This window comes from Acinetobacter sp. 22512 (assembly GCF_052044755.1).
In the GTDB taxonomy this organism is placed as follows: domain Bacteria; phylum Pseudomonadota; class Gammaproteobacteria; order Pseudomonadales; family Moraxellaceae; genus Acinetobacter; species Acinetobacter pittii.
On the sequence record NZ_JBQENP010000005.1, the window covers coordinates 139,904 to 157,917 of the forward strand.

Sequence of the window (18,014 nt, forward strand, 5' to 3'; positions counted from 1 at the left end):
GAATACCGGCCTGTCACGCCGGGGGTCGCGGGTTCGAGCCCCGTCCGCTGCGCCATTCTCTTGATTCCCTTGTCTAGAGAATGTAGAGTATAAAGATACATTCGCTATCTTTTCTCATTAAGGGCGCTTAGCTCAGTTGGTAGAGCGTCTGCCTTACAAGCAGAATGTCGGCGGTTCGATCCCGTCAGCGCCCACCATAATTTCTATCAGAAATTTAAAATCTCCTAAATTCATAATATCTTTAAGTTATTCTTTTTATTGATCGCTAGTTCTTAATTTTTTAGCATTAGTGTTTTTTTACTCTTGCTGTTGATGGGCTTCCTCCTCCTTATTAAATTTCTTTATTAGTGGCTAAAGATATGAATCTAACCTGCAATTTATGATCTTCAGCTTAGATCAACTTTGTATTTGTACAGATCACTAATATTTTTACAAATAAAAAAACTGCTATTTTTTAAATAGCAGTTTTTTATTAAATTATTTTTAATATTCGTTTAAAAGCCATCCACTCGTATACGCGAAATATTCACGTAACCATGCATTGTAGCGAGTAGCTAATGGTGTCTCGGCCGCTACCCCATAAACTTGGGTATAGCCCTGTTTTTTTGCAATTGCTATTGCTCGAGGAATATGAAAATCACTTGTCACAATAGCGATTGGCTGGTCTAAGGTAATGTGGTGCTGTTCTAATAAGGGTTTACTATTTTTTAAGTTAAGCTCTGTGCTGGTACTTTTATCTTCAAGGATCATTTGATCTCTTGCGATATGATACTTTTGTTCAAGATAACGAGACATAACCAATGCTTCGCTTTCTTTTTCTGAAAAATCAAGACCACCTGTTAGAACAATCTGTGCTTGCTGCTGTTTTAGGGCTAGAGGGGCGGCCGTATCTAAACGTTTTGCAAGAATTGTGGATGGCTGACCATTCTCAACACCGCTTCCTAAGACAATAATTGCTTTTACTGGAGGAATATTATTTGAAGTATCTTTATTTTCTTTAATAAAGCTAAAGAAATAGCCTAAGCCAATTAACCATATCCAGAAGCATAACCATCCAAAACGCCAAAGTGTGTGTAAGCGATAGTGATAGAAGAAAAAGCGTTCTAAATGATAATAAAATAAGGAATATAGGCAGAAGAAAGCACCTAGAATTAAAGGAATAACGGTTCCTACATTAATTTTATTGAGACAAATTAGAACTAATCCATCTAGAAATAAAATCGAACCAATGATTGCTAGGAAAATACGGATCCACTTACTGACTTGCATTGTGCTTAGAGTTGCAATTTAAATTGCAGACAGTGTATGCAAAATCATTCTGAATGCAATAAAAAACCGAGTAAAGCATTTAAGCTATTACTCGGTTTTAGTTTTTATTGATCTTTAATAAACATCACGGCGGTAACGGCCTTGTTGTCTTAAATCATCTACCTGTTCTTCACCTAGAATTTCGATAAGTGCTTGATCGACTCCACTTGCCATACCATCAATACTACCGCATACATACAGAACAGCACCGCGTTCTACCCAGCTTACTAATTCTGCTGCATTCTGACGGATTACATCTTGAACATACATGCGTTGTTCTTGATCTCTGGAAAATGCTAAATCGAGGCGTTTTAACATTCCTGTGGTTTTCCATGCTTCAATAGTTGATGCATAGAAGAAATCACATGCTCTTTGACGTTCACCAAAAATTAACCAGTTTTCAGTGTAATCATGACGCGTACGGGTGTGTAATAGGCTCATTAAGCCAGCAATACCTGTTCCGTTACCAATACAAATAATAGGGCGGTTGTCATCAATAAGATGGAATGATTCATTGGTACGAATACGCAAGGCAATTTCATTATTAACTTGCGTATATTGAGTAAGCCAACCTGAACCTAAACCTAAGTTGCCAGACGCATCATATTGTTGGCGTACAACCAAACGAAGGACTTGCTGAGAAGGAATACTCGCAATCGAATACTCTCGCGTTGGTAGTGTTGGGAGCTGCTCTAATAAATGATCCAAATTGGCAAATGGTTCAATTTCACCAGTTAAATCTTTATTCCAAAGTGCTTTTTCGATTGAAATCTGCAATGAATCAACTTTTGAATTTTTAAGAATATGATGCTTTTGCAAAAAAGCATGAATGCGCTCAGGACTATTACCAGGCTGGATTTCAGCAATATCACCCGCTTGCCATATCGCTTCATGATTTGCTTTAAGTTCAATATTATAAGCAGGCTGACCTAAGCTATTTGGATTGAGTAAATCACGTTGCTGCAATGTCCAACTATCAAATACTTTTTCCAGATTTACAGCATGTAAATCTAATTTGGTTGCTTTAGCGAGAGATTGATTCCAATTTTGAATATCCGATGGGTTTGCATTATCAACTTCAATTGTATTGAAGAGAGCATGGGCACCATTTGCTTTAAGCCAAGCATCTACTGCATGGCCAAAACTACAATAAGTGTCTGGATATTCTTTAGAGCCCAGCGCTAGAACAGCATAGTTGATGTGCTTAAGATCCACATTCAATTTTAAAAGTTTTTTAGCAAAGCTTGTAGCAAGATCAGGAGCATCACCAGTACCATAAGTACTGATCACGAATAAAACCTGTTGATGTTGCTCTAAATCAGTTTGTGTTAGTTGCTGTACAGGTTTTACCTGAACAGGTTGATGAGCTTCTTGTAAACTTGTTGCCGTGCTCCAAGCGAGTTGTTCAGCTACGCCTGTTTGAGTTGCATAAGTAATAAGCCAAGGCTTTGCATTTGGATCAATGTATTGTCCTGCTAAAGACTGACGAGCCGCCTGTGTTAATTTTTTCTGTTTACGGCGTTTAAGATACAGCATCCACCCAGTAACCAAGAACAAAGGCATTGCTAGAGAAGCAAGCATCGCAACGAATTGATAAATTGGTCCAAAGAAGCTACCGCGGTGTACGGGTAACATGCTGCTCATAATCTTTTGATTAAGCTTTTTGTCTTCGTAAAGCTCCATCTTTTCGATGTTGCCAGTTTGATAATTATAGATGGCTTGGTTACGTGCCCGTTCGTGTTGTGGGGTAGCATCGACAAAGGTTAACTCAATTTTTCCATCATCTTTTTTCGGTAAGCTTAATGTTAGAGTCGAATAATCACGTCCAACCTGACTATTGAAGCCACTCCATGTTTGATTAAGTGCTGTAATGAGTTGAGTATTATCTAATTGAGGCTCTGATTTTTTATCATTATTACGGTCAGATTGTTTACCTTGCTGCATTCCACGATTTTGATTTTGAGGAGCAGCGCCATGATCTTGTCGTTTAGGTTGTTCAACTCCCATCACTTTGAACATGCCACTACGCCACCAATCATAAGACCAATATAGGCCTGTACATGCGAAAAGAAGATAAAAAACAATGACCCATGTGCCGACAACAGCATGTAGATCCCAAATAAAATTCCGGCCTTTGAGTTTCGGTTTAACAGCAAGCCATTGACGAGCAGAGTGCTTTTTAGGCCAACGTAAATATAACCCACTGAGTACGAAGTAAATTAGCATGAGTGCGCAGGCACCAGTAATTTGTTTACCAACTTCACCTGCTGTTAAATTACGATGAATTTGTTGTATGAGTAACAACAACTTTCGGCCTTTAACATCTGGAAGAATCTCAGCGTTATAAGGGTTCACCATCATATTATAGCCACGGCGTTCACCTTCTTTTTCAATATTCACCACAGAAGAAGAGGTGGGGTCCTTGGCGATCGTAATGCTATTAATTTTGATTTCAGGTTGGGTTGTATTGAAATGCTGGTAAAGCTGAGCAGGAGTTAATTTTGGAGTGTTTTCAGCTTGAACAACATAACTATCAGAATTCACCCATTTTAAAATTTGTTGGTCATAAGAATAAATTGCCCCTGTAACACCCATAATGGATAAGATGAGGCCAGCAGTGATACCCAGAAACCAATGAATTTGAAATAAAATTTTTTTAAACATGGTCGAAAATGTAAATATGATGGAGATCTTGTAACGAAGTATAGCCGAAGATTGGGGAGATAATATGGATTTTGGAGATAATATTAATTTTCATTATCATTTATTTTTAGCTTAATAAAAAACCTCCCTAAGGAGGCTTTTTATAAAATCTAGAATTACAAGGTTTTTGGTTCGCCTACAGATTCTTTTAAGTGTGTGCGAATTGTGTTGAACGAGAAGTTTTTCGAATCCATGCGCTTAGGTAGGATATAAGCACCTTGTTGTTCTTGGCCTTTTGGATCTTTTACTTTGAAATTGACCAAAATAAAATCAGGTGTATTGTACCATTCGTAGATATTTTTCCATCCAATAGTACCTACGCCTTCTTGTAAGCCCATTTGTTGACGCATCACAATACCATGAGGCTGCACACCTAAACGAATACCTTTGATTTCCTGTACCGGAAATTCATTCATTTTGCGTTTAACGTACCACTCTAATCCGTATTTACGACCTAGGTAGTAAAGTACAACAGCGACAATAGCAACCCAGCAAAAAACAGTAGAGTAGTTCTTAATAAAAATAAGACCTAATATAGCTAGGGCTAAAACGACACCCATAATTGCCCAAATTTTTGTGCTGATTTTATTGGTGCTGCGCCAGATAAGAAGCTGTGCATTACGTTGTTCAGCTTCTGACACATCATAGGGAACAGGCTGAAGCGTATAAGCGTATAAAGTTTTCGCGGTCATAGTGCAAATAACAAATTGTAAACTGTTTTAAGTTTAGCATTAATTGGCATAAGTCAGGAAAGGATATTATGCCAATTTCATACTAATTTCCGACTCAAATTTATAACGATGCAAGCTCGCTGGCATCATTATCAAGATCATGACTTAGGCGTTGTTTTAGCATACTAAAACGGTTCAATACACCAAGCATGAGTGATAGCTGCTGTAAAATAATGAGTGATTTCTGGTCCTCTTCATTATTTTGACTCAAACGTTGACGTATCGTCTGGAGCATATTTTGTGCTGTAAGATCAGGCATCTCATCTCTTAATAATGCACCCTGAATATCATCTAGCGCTTGGTCTAAGAGTTTAAGAACAGCTTGATCTTGAATGCTTTCTCGATGTGCTCCAAGTGCGGCGATATAACTTAAAAATGTATGGTTTAAACATAAAAATTCAAAGATATCCGACTTACGGGTAGGGTCAAAGTCTGGCTCTGTTGCTAAAGTTGAAATAAGTGAAGCAACCTCGGCATCTGTATTATGAGCAGCTCGTCTTACAATACGGTAATTCAACGCATGATTGCGGCCTTCATGATATTGTTTAACAACTTCAGCTAAATAATTGCATTGAGCTTGTAATGAACGTCTGATGTTGCGAGGTAAGCGTCGGAATTTCCAGTCAGGCCAAATAAATGTCACCCCAAACCAAGCTAGGGCACATCCAATTAAAGTATCTACAAATCGCGGAATAGCAGCAGCCATTGCCGAGCCATCTAGATTAAAGTTAATTAATGCCAAAATTGTAATAAATGCGGTTGCTTGAGCATATTGCTTACTGCGTAACTCAAAAAACAGTACCCCGCTCAAGATCAACATTAATAGTTGTCCTTCGACGGAAGGCACGAGAAATACAATGGTAAGACCAACAATAATTCCGACTAATGTTCCGACAATTCGTAAGCGTAAGCGACGTTTGGTTGCGTTGAAGTTAGGTTGGCTTACAAATAGGGCTGTAAGCATAATCCAATAGCCGTACTCGATATTGGTCATTTGAATCAGCACATACCCAATAAAAAGAACAATTGAGACGCGAATTGCATGGCGGAAAAGTACAGATTCAGGAGTTAGATTTTGCTTTATTCGGATGACAATATCGTTCCATCCTTGTAAATCATCATCTTTAAGCTGGTTCTCTGCTTGTTTAACTTTATCAGACTGAATGTGTTGTTCCGTTTCTAAGTTGAGTAACTGAGAGTCGATAGATTTTAAATTTTGGTATAAAGCGAAGAGAGCATTTACCCATAACAGATCATAATGCTGATCACGTCTTAGTTTCTCTAAAGATAGTCTTAAGTTCTCAAAACTCTGCTTGAAGCGTTTGTTATGATTATAAGGTTTGCGTTGTAAAATACATTCGTTTAACTCTTGGCAAGCTTTGCCTTGAACCGCCAAAATTCGTTGAAATCTAAATAAAATATCACTGTGCTGAAAAATTTTGGCTAACTTTTGATAGTCGATATGGGCTGAGTCAGCACGCTCATGAATGTCTTGAGCGACAAAATAATAATGTAAGCTTCGGCGTGTATCTTTTTGCCCACGGTCACCTTTTAAACGAGTCAATAAAGCTGTTTTTAAGTCGTTAAAAATCGTAATTAACTTACCATTTTCTAATGACAGCTCAATCATACTTTGCTGATAGCTGGCAGGAGTCATATCTACATCAAATAAATTTGATTTTGCAAATAGAAAATCACCTAGAGATGCATAAGACGCTGCGAGTTTATCTTGAAGTTGGCGAACCGGAAATAGTAAAAAGCTAATAGTAGCAATGACGCCATACCAAGCAGCACCTGCAACTAAAAGAGCAGGTTGAATATACCAGTGATCAAAAAGGTGAACACCCAACATGGTATAGACCGAAACAACCAAACAGCCATAAGAAATAGTGGCGTAACGACGTCCTAATGAACCTAGTAAAATCCAGCCAATACATGAAGCAATCAACCCTAAAGCAAAAGCCATTGGGTAGGGGAAAAGTAGTTGTACAGAAGCTGCGGTAACGAAGAACCCAATATAAGTATAAATTAGGTTCATGATTCGCACGGAAAAGCGATCATCAATATCACTCAAACCTGCTGCGACTACACCTAAAGTGAGTGGAATAGTTGCTAATTGATAGCCTAAAAAATAAGGCACGAAAGCAGTTCCTGAAAAGGCTATCAGCATTCGCACGTTATACATAAATGTTGTGTTATAAGTCGCTCTTTTTAGGCGTTTAAACCAAGATTTCAAATGAAGTCCTTGCTGATCAACCTGAGTGATAAAGGATTTGTGTATTTCTACACCAATGTTGCACAAATCATACGATAGACAGTGTAAGCTTGTCTGTATGCAAATGAGTGAAAAATGAAATATCGTTATGTCTGAACAAACAGCCCAGCGTCAATACTCTATTGGCTGGATTATGTTGCTCGCTTTACTTACGGCTTTAGGGCCGTTATCCATTGATATGTACTTACCTGCGTTACCACAAATGGCCCATGATTTTGGGGTAAGTACGCAAATGGTGGCAAATACACTACCAGCTTATTTTTTTGGTTTAGCCATTGGGCAGTTGGTTTATGGTCCTTTAAGCGATCGTATCGGTAGAAAGAAACCACTTTACTTTGGCCTCGCGCTTTATGCAGTCGCAAGCTTATTTTGTGTAATGGCTACTAATGAATGGAGCTTGATTGCGGCCCGTATTTTACAAGCTTTAGGTGGTTGTGTTGGCGTAGTCATGGCTCGTGCAGCAATACGCGATAAATTGGACGTTCAAGGCTCTGCACAAGCTTTCTCAAGCATGATGATTGTCATGGGACTTGCACCAATTTTGGCTCCTATGATCGGAGCATGGATTTTAATTTGGTTTCCGTGGCAGGCTATTTTTATTGCGCTTTCAATTGTGGGTGCGCTGTGTTGGCTGTGCGTACATTTCTTTTTTAAAGAAACTTTGGCAAATGATAAAAGGCTTAAGCTATCACTCTATCAAGTGGTGACTTTATATGGAGCTATTTTCAAAGATGCGAGTTTCCGCTTACCTATGTTTGCAGGCTGTTTAACGGGGGCTGCATTATTTTGCTATATCAGTTCAGCACCTGCAGTGTTTATGGACCAGTACGGACTTAATCAGCAAGAGTTTGCTTACGTATTTGGACTAAATGCTTTTGGCATCATGTTGATGTCTTCTTTAAACAAGCATTTAACAACACGTGTTGAAATTACCAAACGCTTAAAATCGGGTTCCCTTGTGCAAGTGACTGGAGCCATCATTGTATTTATTGCTGGTTTAATCCCTGCAGCGCCTTTATGGCTTGTTATGGTAGGGTTATTTTTAGCTATTTCAGGCATTGGTTTAACAGGCCCAAATGCTATGGCGTTAGCAATGTCCAAACAAGGTGCTCGCGCTGGGACAGCAAGTGCAATTATGGGAAGTATGCAATTCGCTTGTGGCCTTTTAGGTGGCGTGCTTCTTAACTTCCTGATTTGGTCCGCATCGCTCAATATGGGCGTAATGATGGTGTTATTTACACTAAGTGGTTTTATTGTCGTATTGAAAGCGACACAACAGGTCAAAACCAAGCCATTCTCATAGCTTTTAGAGAATAGCCACTTATAGCTTATTCGTCTAGAAAAACTGTGAAATTTTCAACAGGTTCTCTAGGTGTAATAAAGGTATTTACAATGTGGTTAGGATCGGCATGACCTAATGCAATTGCACATACCAGTTCTTCGTCATCTGATGCACCTACTATATCTAAAACAATAGGGTGAAAATGATTCCAAGCTGCTTGTGGGCATGTATCTAAACCACGTGCCTTGGCAGCGACCATCACGTTTTGGATCATCATTGCGATATCCATTTTAGAGCCGATTCCCATCGTTTTATTTACGGTAAAGAAAAGGCCGACTGGTGCATCAAACAATTTAAAATTACGTAGCTGCTGTTCAGCCATTTTTTCTTTTTCGCCCTTTTTGATTTCGAGTAAACCGTAGAGTCCCCAGCCATTCTCGCGGCGGCGGTCAATAAAAGGGGATATCCATTTTTCAGGGTAATAGGCAAAAGTTTCTTTATATTGTTCTGCTAGTTCAGGATTTTTTGAAACTTCAATTTGTGCAGCACAGACACGTTCAACCATTTCATCACGCTTTTTACCTGTGACCACATAGACTTTCCATGGTTGGGTGTTCGTTCCAGAAGGTGCTCGACTTGCGACTCGTAATATATCTTTAATGACTTCTGGCTCAATTGGAGTATTTAAAAAAGCGCGGACAGAATGTCGAGAAGTGATAGCTTCATCAACGAGACGAACTTGTTCCAGATTCATGCGTACTCCTATATCTTTTCTTAAATACTTAATACTTTTTTGAAGTTTAATTTCATGTTTTGAAAGTACTTCATTTATAAGCAAAAAATATTAGAAAAGGGATATCCTTAAAGATATGATGATGTGTTTAGTTTGGATATAATGTCTAATTAACTCTAATGTGAATATGCCATTTTAGATCTAAATAGACAAAAAAGTATGATGTTTTTGACTATAAAAATAAATTTATAGCATCAGTTGGATTAAAAATCACTCAATTGAAAAAAAGGTATAATATGTTTAAAAACAGTAAAAAACAGATGGTTTTGGATAAAAAATAATCAGAAATAACATAAATTTTTAATGAAAAACATACACAAAATTTTAAATTTCTGCATAATACCGACTTTTTTACGCAGGTATGATTTCTCCATACTCATGTTAGGAAAGAAATGGCTGCATACAAAATCCCTTTACAAAAAGGATTTGAATGTAGAAATGGAGAAATACACGAGGAATAAGGAGCTTTACATGAGTTTACCGCTCATCAACAAGCAGTTCATGAAACAAGGATTGGCGATTACCATTGCAACCATGAAAATGAACGTAACTCACGCAACTACTGAGCCACAAGAAATACAACAGCTTGGTACAGATCTAAATGCACTCTTCTCCAATCAGAGGGAAAAGGGCGCAGATAGCCGCGTTATGGCGATGGCTCGTTACAGTCTTTGAAATTCATATCCATTTTAGACATTCGCTCTCAAGTATATGTAAATATGCTTATTGGCTTAAATCCAGATTTTTATAACTCGATTAATTGATGGGAATCATTAAACGAGCTGATTTAGCGGTGGTCATTTGTTAGTTTCCAAGTTTGTAGCCGAGTCGATGCATTCTGTTCACCCAAATGGGAATATGTTCAGTGGTGCGATGAATTCATTTTATCTGAAGGGTGCTTTCTCTCATGCGACCTTCAAAGGCTTAGTGCTGGGCATTATGTTGCTTAAACTTGTGACGTTAATTGCTATTCAAGTGACATTAAAAGTTTTTCCTTAAATGTACTGAAGAAGTCCCTATTTTGAGGGGCTTTTTTGTTTATTGCAGTATTTTGGCTTGTGCTATTAGCACATTAGCAAGAACGTAAGCGGACCGAGTATGAATGAACAACTCAATGCCACACTGATGTCGTGGGTACAATTTTTTAATGATCCTTTATGGGATTTTCTGGTTATTTTCTTGCTGGCTGTCGGTATTTTTTATACGGTCTTAACAGGGGCAGTGCAGATCCGCATGTTCTTGCAAAGTATCCGTGTCATGAAAAGCAGCCGTACAGAAGGCGAAGATGAGCATGGACTTACACCTTTCCAAGCTTTTGTAACGGGTCTTGCGAGCCGTGTTGGGGTGGGTAACATTGCAGGTGTGGCAATTGCGATTGCAATTGGTGGCCCTGGCGCTGTGTTCTGGATGTGGGTAACTGCTGTACTTGGTATGAGCTCTGCTTTTATTGAGTCTACACTTGCTCAGCTTTTTAAAGTTCGAGATAACAAGACTAAACAGTTCCGCGGTGGACCAGCTTACTATATTACCCAAGGCTTACGCAGTAAAACCTTTGGTGTGGTTTTCGCACTAGCACTCATCTTTACCTACGGTTTCGTATTCAACTCAGTCCAAATTAATGCGATTGCGAATGCTTCTTCACATGCTTGGGGTTGGGACAAAGCTAATCTTATTGCTCATTTAGGTGGTGTTGATCTAGAAATTTCATGGGTTGGCCTTGCGCTTGTTGTTATGGTTGCATTGGCAATTTTTGGTGGTATTAAACGTATCGCTAAATTTGCAGAGATGTTTGTACCTTTAAAAGCAGGTCTTTATCTAGCCGTTGCTCTATATATCGCATTAAGCAACTATGCAATTTTGCCTGATATTTTAAAGCTGATTGTGACTGAAGCTTTCCACTTCAATGCTGCGGCAGGTGGTTTCTTCGGTGCGGCAGTGTCAATGGCAATGATGCAAGGTATTAAACGTGGTTTGTTCTCAAACGAAGCAGGTATGGGGTCTGCGCCAAACGCAGCTGCTGCATCTGATGTAAAACACCCTGTAAACCAAGGTTTAGTACAAATGCTTGGTGTATTCGTAGATACGTTCATTGTATGTACGAGTACTGCAATCATCATCTTAGTTTCTGGCGTATACCAAGACGCAGGCTTTGTTGGTGTTGAATTAACACAACGTGCCTTAGAAACTCAAGTTGGGCATTGGGGATCTGATTTCCTTGCAGTTCTATTATTCTTATTCTGTTATTCAGCTGTATTAGGTAACTATGCTTATGCAGAAGGTAATGTACAGTTTATTAATAACAACCCGAAAGTCATGTTCATCTTCCGAATTTTCGTATTGGTGATGGTGTACTTCGGTGCAATCGGTAGTGTTCCACTCGTTTGGTCAATGGCTGACTTGTTTATGGGTATCATGGCAACCATTAACTTGATTGCAATTTTACTATTAACGCCAATGGCACGCACTTTGTTAAAAGATTACCGCGAGCAATTGAAACGAGGCATTAAAGAGCCTGAGTTTAAAATTGACAAGTATCCGGAATTGAAGAAAAAAGTTGATTCAGATATCTGGTAAGTTTCAAAAGGCCTCTTATACATAAGGGGCCTTTTTCATATAGGCGATAAATAAAATACTTGAGTCTAAATTTTAAACATGACAAATTAAATAAATTCACTACAGCTTTTCACGAAAGTAGCAACTAAAATTGCAATCCGAACTTAAACCTCATAGTACGAAGATGGGCCATGAAACAGCTTAAATTGTGGGTTCTCGGACTCTCTATGGTGTTGGCGGGATGCCAGACCACCACACACTTGTCTGCTGCTCTAAAACCGCAAATGACAGAAGCTTATGCTCGTCCTGTCGATCAACCTTTTGCAAGAATTAAAAAAATGCAAAAACGTCCTGTTGTTGCGCTTGTATTGGGTAGCGGTGGAGCACGAGGTTATGCTCATATTGGGGTGATTGAAGTTTTAGAACAACATGGTATTCGCCCGGATTTTATTGTAGGTACGAGTGCCGGTAGTATTGTTGGGGCAATTTATGCGAGTGGTAAAACACCTGCTGAGCTGCGTGATACTGCTTTAAAAATGAAAGCTGGTGACGTCCGTGATATTAGTATCGGATTAAAAGGTTTTTTTGATGGTAAAAAAGTAGAGAACTACGTTAACCAGCAAGTAAATAACATGCCACTCGAAAAAATGAAGATTCCAATGTATGTGGTGGCAACTGAACTAAAGCATGGCACTAAGACCGTATTTAACTACGGCAATACCGGTCAAGCCGTAAGAGCCTCTGCTTCGATTCCGAGTATGTTTGTGCCGACTAAAATTGGTAAATCTGAATATGTAGATGGTGGGTTGGTGAGTCCTGTGCCAGTTGAAGTGGCTCGTGATTTAGGTGCTGATGTCATTATTGCAGTTGATATTCTAGCTCAACCTATTTACACAGAAACTTCGAATGTCTGGGGACTATTTAATCAGAATATTAATATCATGCAAGGGCGTTTGGCAGCAGAAGAATTGCAATATGCAGATGTTGTTATTCAGCCAGATTTAAGAGAAAAAGCACATATTTTTGATGTCAAAGGCCGTGAAGCTACTATGAAATCTGGTATAGATGCAGCTAATGCCAAGCTTTCTGATATTCAGTTTGCTATTGATGAAAAAATAGCTGAACAAAATATGTCTACGGAAGGCTTGAGTGCTCAAAGCCAATAAATAAACGTTAATATTCTGAAAATTATAAAAAAAGCCCACATAGGGATTTTTTTATGGAAGTCTAAACCTTCAATTTTTGGAATAAAATTTTTTGTATATTAGAGATATGTTGGATATGCTGAAAACTCTAATGGTTAATATGAAATATTGTTGCCGTTTTTTAAAAATAATTGATTTGTAGTGTATTGAGGCTGACTGGATAAATGATACAGCAACAGGTTAAAAATGGCTTTCCAACATTAGATGATGTTCATGCTGCCGCAGAGCGTTTGGAGGGTTTAGTTGTAAAAACTCCCTTTGTTTTCTCAGAGACCATTTCTAAAACCTTAGGGGCTGAGATGTGGTTGAAATTTGAAAACTTACAATTTACAGCTTCATTTAAAGAGCGGGGTGCTCTGAATAAACTGTTGTGTTTATCTGAGCAAGAAAAGCAACATGGTGTTATTGCAGCTTCGGCAGGCAATCACGCACAAGGTGTAGCCTACCATGCTCAGCGGACAGGTGTGACTGCAACTATTGTAATGCCGAAATCTACACCAAATGTTAAGGTGCAACGAGTACGTGAGTATGGTGCGCGCGTTATTTTGCATGGGCAGGACTTTTCAGAAGCTGCTGCTGAAATGCATCGTGTTGCACAAGAAGAATCTTTAACGATTATCCACCCATTTGATGATGCTGAAATTATTGCGGGTCAAGGCACCATTGCACTTGAAATGCTTGCGGCTGTGCCTGATCTGGATATTTTGGTTGTGCCAATTGGTGGTGGTGGTTTAATTTCTGGTATTGCAATTGCTGCTAAAGCGATCAATCCAAAAATTAAAATTATTGGGGTGCAATCAGTTGTATACCCAAGTATGGCAAAACTACTTTGTAATTATCAACATGCGGTTTCAATGGGCTCTACTGTTGCTGAGGGCATTGCGGTAAAAACTCCAGGTGAGCTTACGACCCAAGTTGCTAAAGAATATGTTGATGACATTGTCGTTGTCACTGAAGACATGATTGAAGAGGCTATTGCACTCTTACTTAATATTGAAAAAACAGTATGTGAAGGAGCGGGGGCAACAGGTATTGCTGCAATTATGTCGCGTCCCGATCTGTTTTTAGGTCATAAATTGGGCGTGGTGCTGTCAGGTGGCAATATTGATACACGTGTTATGGTCTCTGTATTACAACGCCATTTAACCCGTACAGGTCGTATGGTTCGTATTCGTGTTGAATTACCAGACAATCCAGGTGCTTTAGCTCGTTTAACGGCCATTATTGCTGAGCAAGGTGGTAATATTTATGAGTTACGTCATGAACGCTTTGCGGCAACAAGCCGTGCCAAAGAAAGCGCTGTGAGCGTTGATGTAGAGTTAAAAAGTGCCTCGGACCTAGATTTACTCATTCAAGCAATGCAATTGGAAGGCTATATTGTTCGTAAAGAAGAGATTTAATCTCTGATATCACTGTGTTATAAAAGCTGTATATGGCTCTATCAAGAGTCATATACAAGGTAATTTAAATGGATTAAATTGCCAAAAAAGGGATTAATTTACAAAAAAACGATCAAATCCTTCAATGGAACAGGAAAAACTGACAATTCTCTAAACTTTACCCTTCACAATTTTAAGGTTTAGGTTTTAGTATTCCTTTCATTGTAAATTTGAAGAAATATAGGGATATCCACGCTCAATGTTCAAATCATTTTTTCCATCACCAAGGTATTTCTTTATATCTGCGGTCATTTGGATCGCGCTCAATATGGTGCTCTGGTACTCAGGTGGGAACACATGGGGAACTTTTATCGGCTTTGCTAAGGGCTACCATGATGTTCAACCACCATTAGGTGTGAGCCGTTTTTGGTCTCCCACTTTCTTATGGTTTTATGTTTGGTTTTTAGTCTCTACTGCGCTTTTTGCTGGTTTCTGGAGGACTATATCGAATAACCCTTGGCAACGTTGGTCTGTGTGGGGCTCGGCGTTTATTTTATTCAATATCTGGTTTAGCGTTCAGGTTAGTGTAGCTGTTAATGCATGGTATGGGCCTTTTTATAATCTCATTCAAAGTATGTTAGATCACGGTGGTGGTGATATTAATAAACTTTATATGGGAACAGTTACATTTCTTTTAATTGCGATGGTCGGTGTGACTTTAGCTGTTATTAATGCTTTTTTTGCTAGTCATTATGTATTCCGCTGGCGTACAGCAATGAATGAATATTACACAGAGCATTGGGAAAAGCTTCGTCATATCGAGGGGGCTTCACAGCGTGTTCAAGAAGATACCATGCGTTTCGCCTCTGTTTTAGAAGATCTGGGAGTGAATTTTGTTAAGGCTATAATGGTTTTAATTGCCTTTTTACCTATTCTTTTTGAACTTTCTAAACAAGTTAAAGTATTACCTATTGTAGGTGAAATTGATCATTCATTGGTCTGGGCTGCAATTGTATGGGCTGTTTTTGGTACTGTTCTATTAATGGTTGTTGGTATTAAATTACCTGGTTTACAGTTTAATAATCAAAAAGTAGAAGCAGCCTATCGTAAAGAACTTGTCTATGGTGAGGATCATGAGGAGCGCGCACAGCCAAAAACATTAAGAGAATTGTTCTCAAGTGTTAGGCTGAATTATTTCCGTTTATATCTGCATTACTCTTATTTTAATTTAGTTAGTATTTGGTATATCCAATTAGATATTTTATATAGTCTAGTTGTTTTATTCCCTTCTATTGCCGCAGGTAAAATGACATTGGGTTTAATTACGCAAATAGGTAATGTTTTTGATAAAGTCCGTGAATCATTCCAATATTTAATTAGTTCATGGAAAACAATTATTGAGCTGCTTTCAATTTATAAGCGTTTGAGAATATTTGAGAAAATTTTAAATTAAAAAGTAATCATCGCTCTGTAAGATGCCTTGGTTTAAGTCAGGGCATCTTTAGAATATTAAGTATTTAGTAGAATAAAAGATTTGGTAAGTTTCTTCGTTTATAATTTTGATTTATATAAAAATATATTTTTGAAAATATTATATTTTCGCGGTATAAAACTTGCTTCTATATTGGTTTTAATTTTGCCATTCGCTTAATTGATAAAAAATAATCACTTTAAACCATTGTTTTAGATCATTAAATATTTAAATATGAGGTTAAGTCTTTGAAATCTATTTTACTTAAAAGTGCTCTTACGATTGCACTTATGACTTCTGCTAATTTGGTACGTGCGGAATTAGTAACAAATTCTCAAATCAAAAAAATATCAGGTATAGATCAACAATATATTGATTCCTCTATTAATGAAAAGAACGATTTTTATTCACATGTAAATGGTATTTGGTTAAAAAATACTGAAATCCCAGCTGATAAAGCAAGTTGGGGAGCTTTTAATCAGCTCCGTGAGTTATCAATCACCCAAGTACATGGAATTGTAGAAGAGCTATCTGGTCAAAAGTGGGTGGATGGTAGTTTAGAGCAGAAAATAGCTACTCTATATGCTAGCTTTATGGATGAAAAAAGTATTGAGAAGCAAGGTGTTAGTCCTCTAAAAAATGAGATAAATCAAATTGATAAATTGAAAAATAAGAATCAAATTGCAATTTTAATGGCACATTTTGCTCGTATTGATGTCAATAGCCCAATCCGTCTAAGCATTGAACAGGATATGAAACAATCTACTGAAATGGTGGCTGGGTTGGAGCAAAGTGGTTTGGGTCTACCTGACCGTGATTATTATTTGAAAGATGATAAAAAATTTATTGAAACTCGTGCACAGTATTTAAAGTATATTGAAAAAACTTTAACACTTGCTGGAGACTCGCAAGCCGCGCAACATGCTCAGGAAATCTTAAAACTTGAAACTCAGTTAGCACGAATACAGTGGAGCAACGTTCAAAACCGCGATCTTGCAAAACGCTACAATAAATATAAACTCGCAGATTTGTATAAATTGACCCCTGCATTTGATTGGCAAGGTTATCTAACTACAACTGAATTAAAAGGAAAAATTGATACTATTCAGGTAAATCAGCCAGACTACTTTCAGGGCTTAAATACAATTATTCAAGATACACCCTTAGATATATGGAAAGCTTATTTTAAATTGCATTTGATAAATAATTTTTCTCCATTATTAAATAGCGCTTTTGTAGATAATAAATTTGATTTTTATAACAAGACACTTCGAGATATTACTGAACAAGAAACACGTTGGAAGCGGGGTGTACAGCTTGTTGATAAGATTCTGGGAGATGGTATTGGCAAACTGTATGTTGAAAAATACTTTCCTGCTGAGAAAAAACAACGGATGGAATTATTGGTTCAAAATCTGATTCGTGCTTATGACCAAAGCATTACAGAATTGGACTGGATGAGTCCTGCGACGAAAATACAAGCTCGTAAAAAGCTTTCTCACATGTCAATAAAGATCGGTCATCCAAAAAAGTGGCGTAATTATTCTGGTCTGCACATCGCTAAAAATGATTTAGTTGGAAATATAATTCGCGCAAGTGAGTTTAGATACCAATATGAACTTAATAAATTGGGTAAGCCGGTTGATCGTGATGAATGGTATATGAAACCACAAACGGTGAATGCTTATTACAATCCATCATTGAATGAAATTGTATTTCCAGCAGCGATATTACAACCGCCTTTTTTTAATATAAACGCAGATGATGCAGTGAACTATGGTGGTATAGGTGCTGTGATTGGCCATGAAATTAGTCATGGCTTTGATGATCAGGGTAGTCAGTTTGATGAATTGGGCAATATGAGAAACTGGTGGAATGCTGAAGATCATCAGCATTTTAAAGCTAAAACACAAGCGTTGATTGAACAATATAACCGTTATGAACCGATTGCTGGTTATCATGTTAATGGTGAATTAACATTAGGTGAAAACATTGCAGATAACTCTGGGTTAGCAATTGCCTATAAGGCTTACCAAATTGCACTAGGCGGTAAGCCAGCTCCTGTAATTGATGGACAGACTGGGGAGCAACGTTTTTATATGGGATGGGCTCAAGTTTGGCGTGCGAAAACCCGCGAAGCTCAAGCGATTATCTATTTAAAAACAGATCCTCACTCTCCTGATAAAGTACGTGGCAATGGAGCTTTAATGAATCAAAAACCATTTTATGAGGCTTTTAAAATAAACGAAGATGATCAGATGTATTTACCACCAGAGAAGCGGGTAACTATTTGGTGATTAAGAAAACCCGCGAA

General features: G+C 38.0%; 13 protein-coding genes and 1 tRNA gene. 9 read left to right on the plus strand and 5 right to left on the minus strand.

Annotation, left to right across the window (positions count from 1 at the left end):
* Positions 1–121: 121 nt before the first annotated feature.
* Positions 122–197, plus strand: a tRNA-Val gene (locus tag ACTJJG_RS07620).
* A gap of 286 nt (positions 198–483) precedes the next feature.
* Here ACTJJG_RS07620 and ACTJJG_RS07625 read toward each other — a convergent pair.
* The 4 genes from ACTJJG_RS07625 to yccS form a co-directional block, all read right to left on the minus strand.
* Complete coding sequence (locus ACTJJG_RS07625) at positions 484–1,269, minus strand: YdcF family protein (RefSeq protein ID WP_032056670.1); 786 nt, start codon at positions 1,267–1,269, stop codon at positions 484–486.
* Positions 1,270–1,383: 114 nt separating this feature from the next.
* Positions 1,384–3,972: a PepSY domain-containing protein gene (locus ACTJJG_RS07630; RefSeq protein WP_032056669.1), complete on the minus strand. Its 2,589-nt coding sequence runs from the start codon at positions 3,970–3,972 to the stop codon at positions 1,384–1,386.
* Positions 3,973–4,127: 155 nt separating this feature from the next.
* Positions 4,128–4,703, minus strand: coding sequence for an SdpI family protein (locus tag ACTJJG_RS07635; RefSeq protein WP_002116136.1), 576 nt, complete (start codon positions 4,701–4,703; stop codon positions 4,128–4,130).
* Between the two features lie 100 nt (positions 4,704–4,803).
* Positions 4,804–6,978 carry a YccS family putative transporter gene (yccS, locus tag ACTJJG_RS07640; RefSeq protein WP_032070540.1) on the minus strand — a complete coding sequence of 725 codons (2,175 nt, stop codon included), beginning with the start codon at positions 6,976–6,978 and terminating at the stop codon, positions 4,804–4,806.
* A 127-nt stretch (positions 6,979–7,105) separates the two neighbouring features.
* Between yccS and ACTJJG_RS07645 the strand changes: the two genes are divergently transcribed.
* Positions 7,106–8,320, plus strand: coding sequence for a multidrug effflux MFS transporter (locus ACTJJG_RS07645; RefSeq protein ID WP_014207547.1), 1,215 nt, complete (start codon positions 7,106–7,108; stop codon positions 8,318–8,320).
* 25 nt (positions 8,321–8,345) lie between these two features.
* Here ACTJJG_RS07645 and ACTJJG_RS07650 read toward each other — a convergent pair whose 3' ends face one another.
* Complete coding sequence (locus tag ACTJJG_RS07650) at positions 8,346–9,053, minus strand: nitroreductase (protein ID WP_002116417.1); 708 nt, start codon at positions 9,051–9,053, stop codon at positions 8,346–8,348.
* Positions 9,054–9,563: 510 nt separating this feature from the next.
* Between ACTJJG_RS07650 and ACTJJG_RS07655 the strand changes: the two genes are divergently transcribed.
* From ACTJJG_RS07655 to ACTJJG_RS07685, 7 genes are all read left to right on the plus strand, one after another.
* Positions 9,564–9,767, plus strand: coding sequence for a hypothetical protein (locus tag ACTJJG_RS07655; RefSeq protein WP_005064392.1), 204 nt, complete (start codon positions 9,564–9,566; stop codon positions 9,765–9,767).
* Positions 9,768–9,950: 183 nt separating this feature from the next.
* Entirely contained in the window at positions 9,951–10,091 is a 141-nt protein-coding gene (locus ACTJJG_RS07660) for a hypothetical protein (protein ID WP_014207545.1), read from the plus strand.
* Between the two features lie 99 nt (positions 10,092–10,190).
* Positions 10,191–11,666, plus strand: a complete 1,476-nt coding sequence (locus tag ACTJJG_RS07665; protein WP_017482134.1) for an alanine/glycine:cation symporter family protein — start codon at positions 10,191–10,193, stop codon at positions 11,664–11,666.
* Positions 11,667–11,836: 170 nt separating this feature from the next.
* Entirely contained in the window at positions 11,837–12,811 is a 975-nt protein-coding gene (locus ACTJJG_RS07670) for a patatin-like phospholipase family protein (protein ID WP_032056665.1), read from the plus strand.
* Positions 12,812–13,014: 203 nt separating this feature from the next.
* Positions 13,015–14,250: a threonine ammonia-lyase gene (locus ACTJJG_RS07675; protein WP_005064397.1), complete on the plus strand. Its 1,236-nt coding sequence runs from the start codon at positions 13,015–13,017 to the stop codon at positions 14,248–14,250.
* A 238-nt stretch (positions 14,251–14,488) separates the two neighbouring features.
* On the plus strand, positions 14,489–15,682 hold the full coding sequence (gene sbmA, locus ACTJJG_RS07680) for a peptide antibiotic transporter SbmA (RefSeq protein ID WP_032056664.1): 1,194 nt from the start codon (positions 14,489–14,491) through the stop codon (positions 15,680–15,682).
* 266 nt (positions 15,683–15,948) lie between these two features.
* Positions 15,949–17,997, plus strand: a complete 2,049-nt coding sequence (locus ACTJJG_RS07685) for a M13 family metallopeptidase (RefSeq protein ID WP_372552773.1) — start codon at positions 15,949–15,951, stop codon at positions 17,995–17,997.
* Positions 17,998–18,014: the final 17 nt, after the last annotated feature.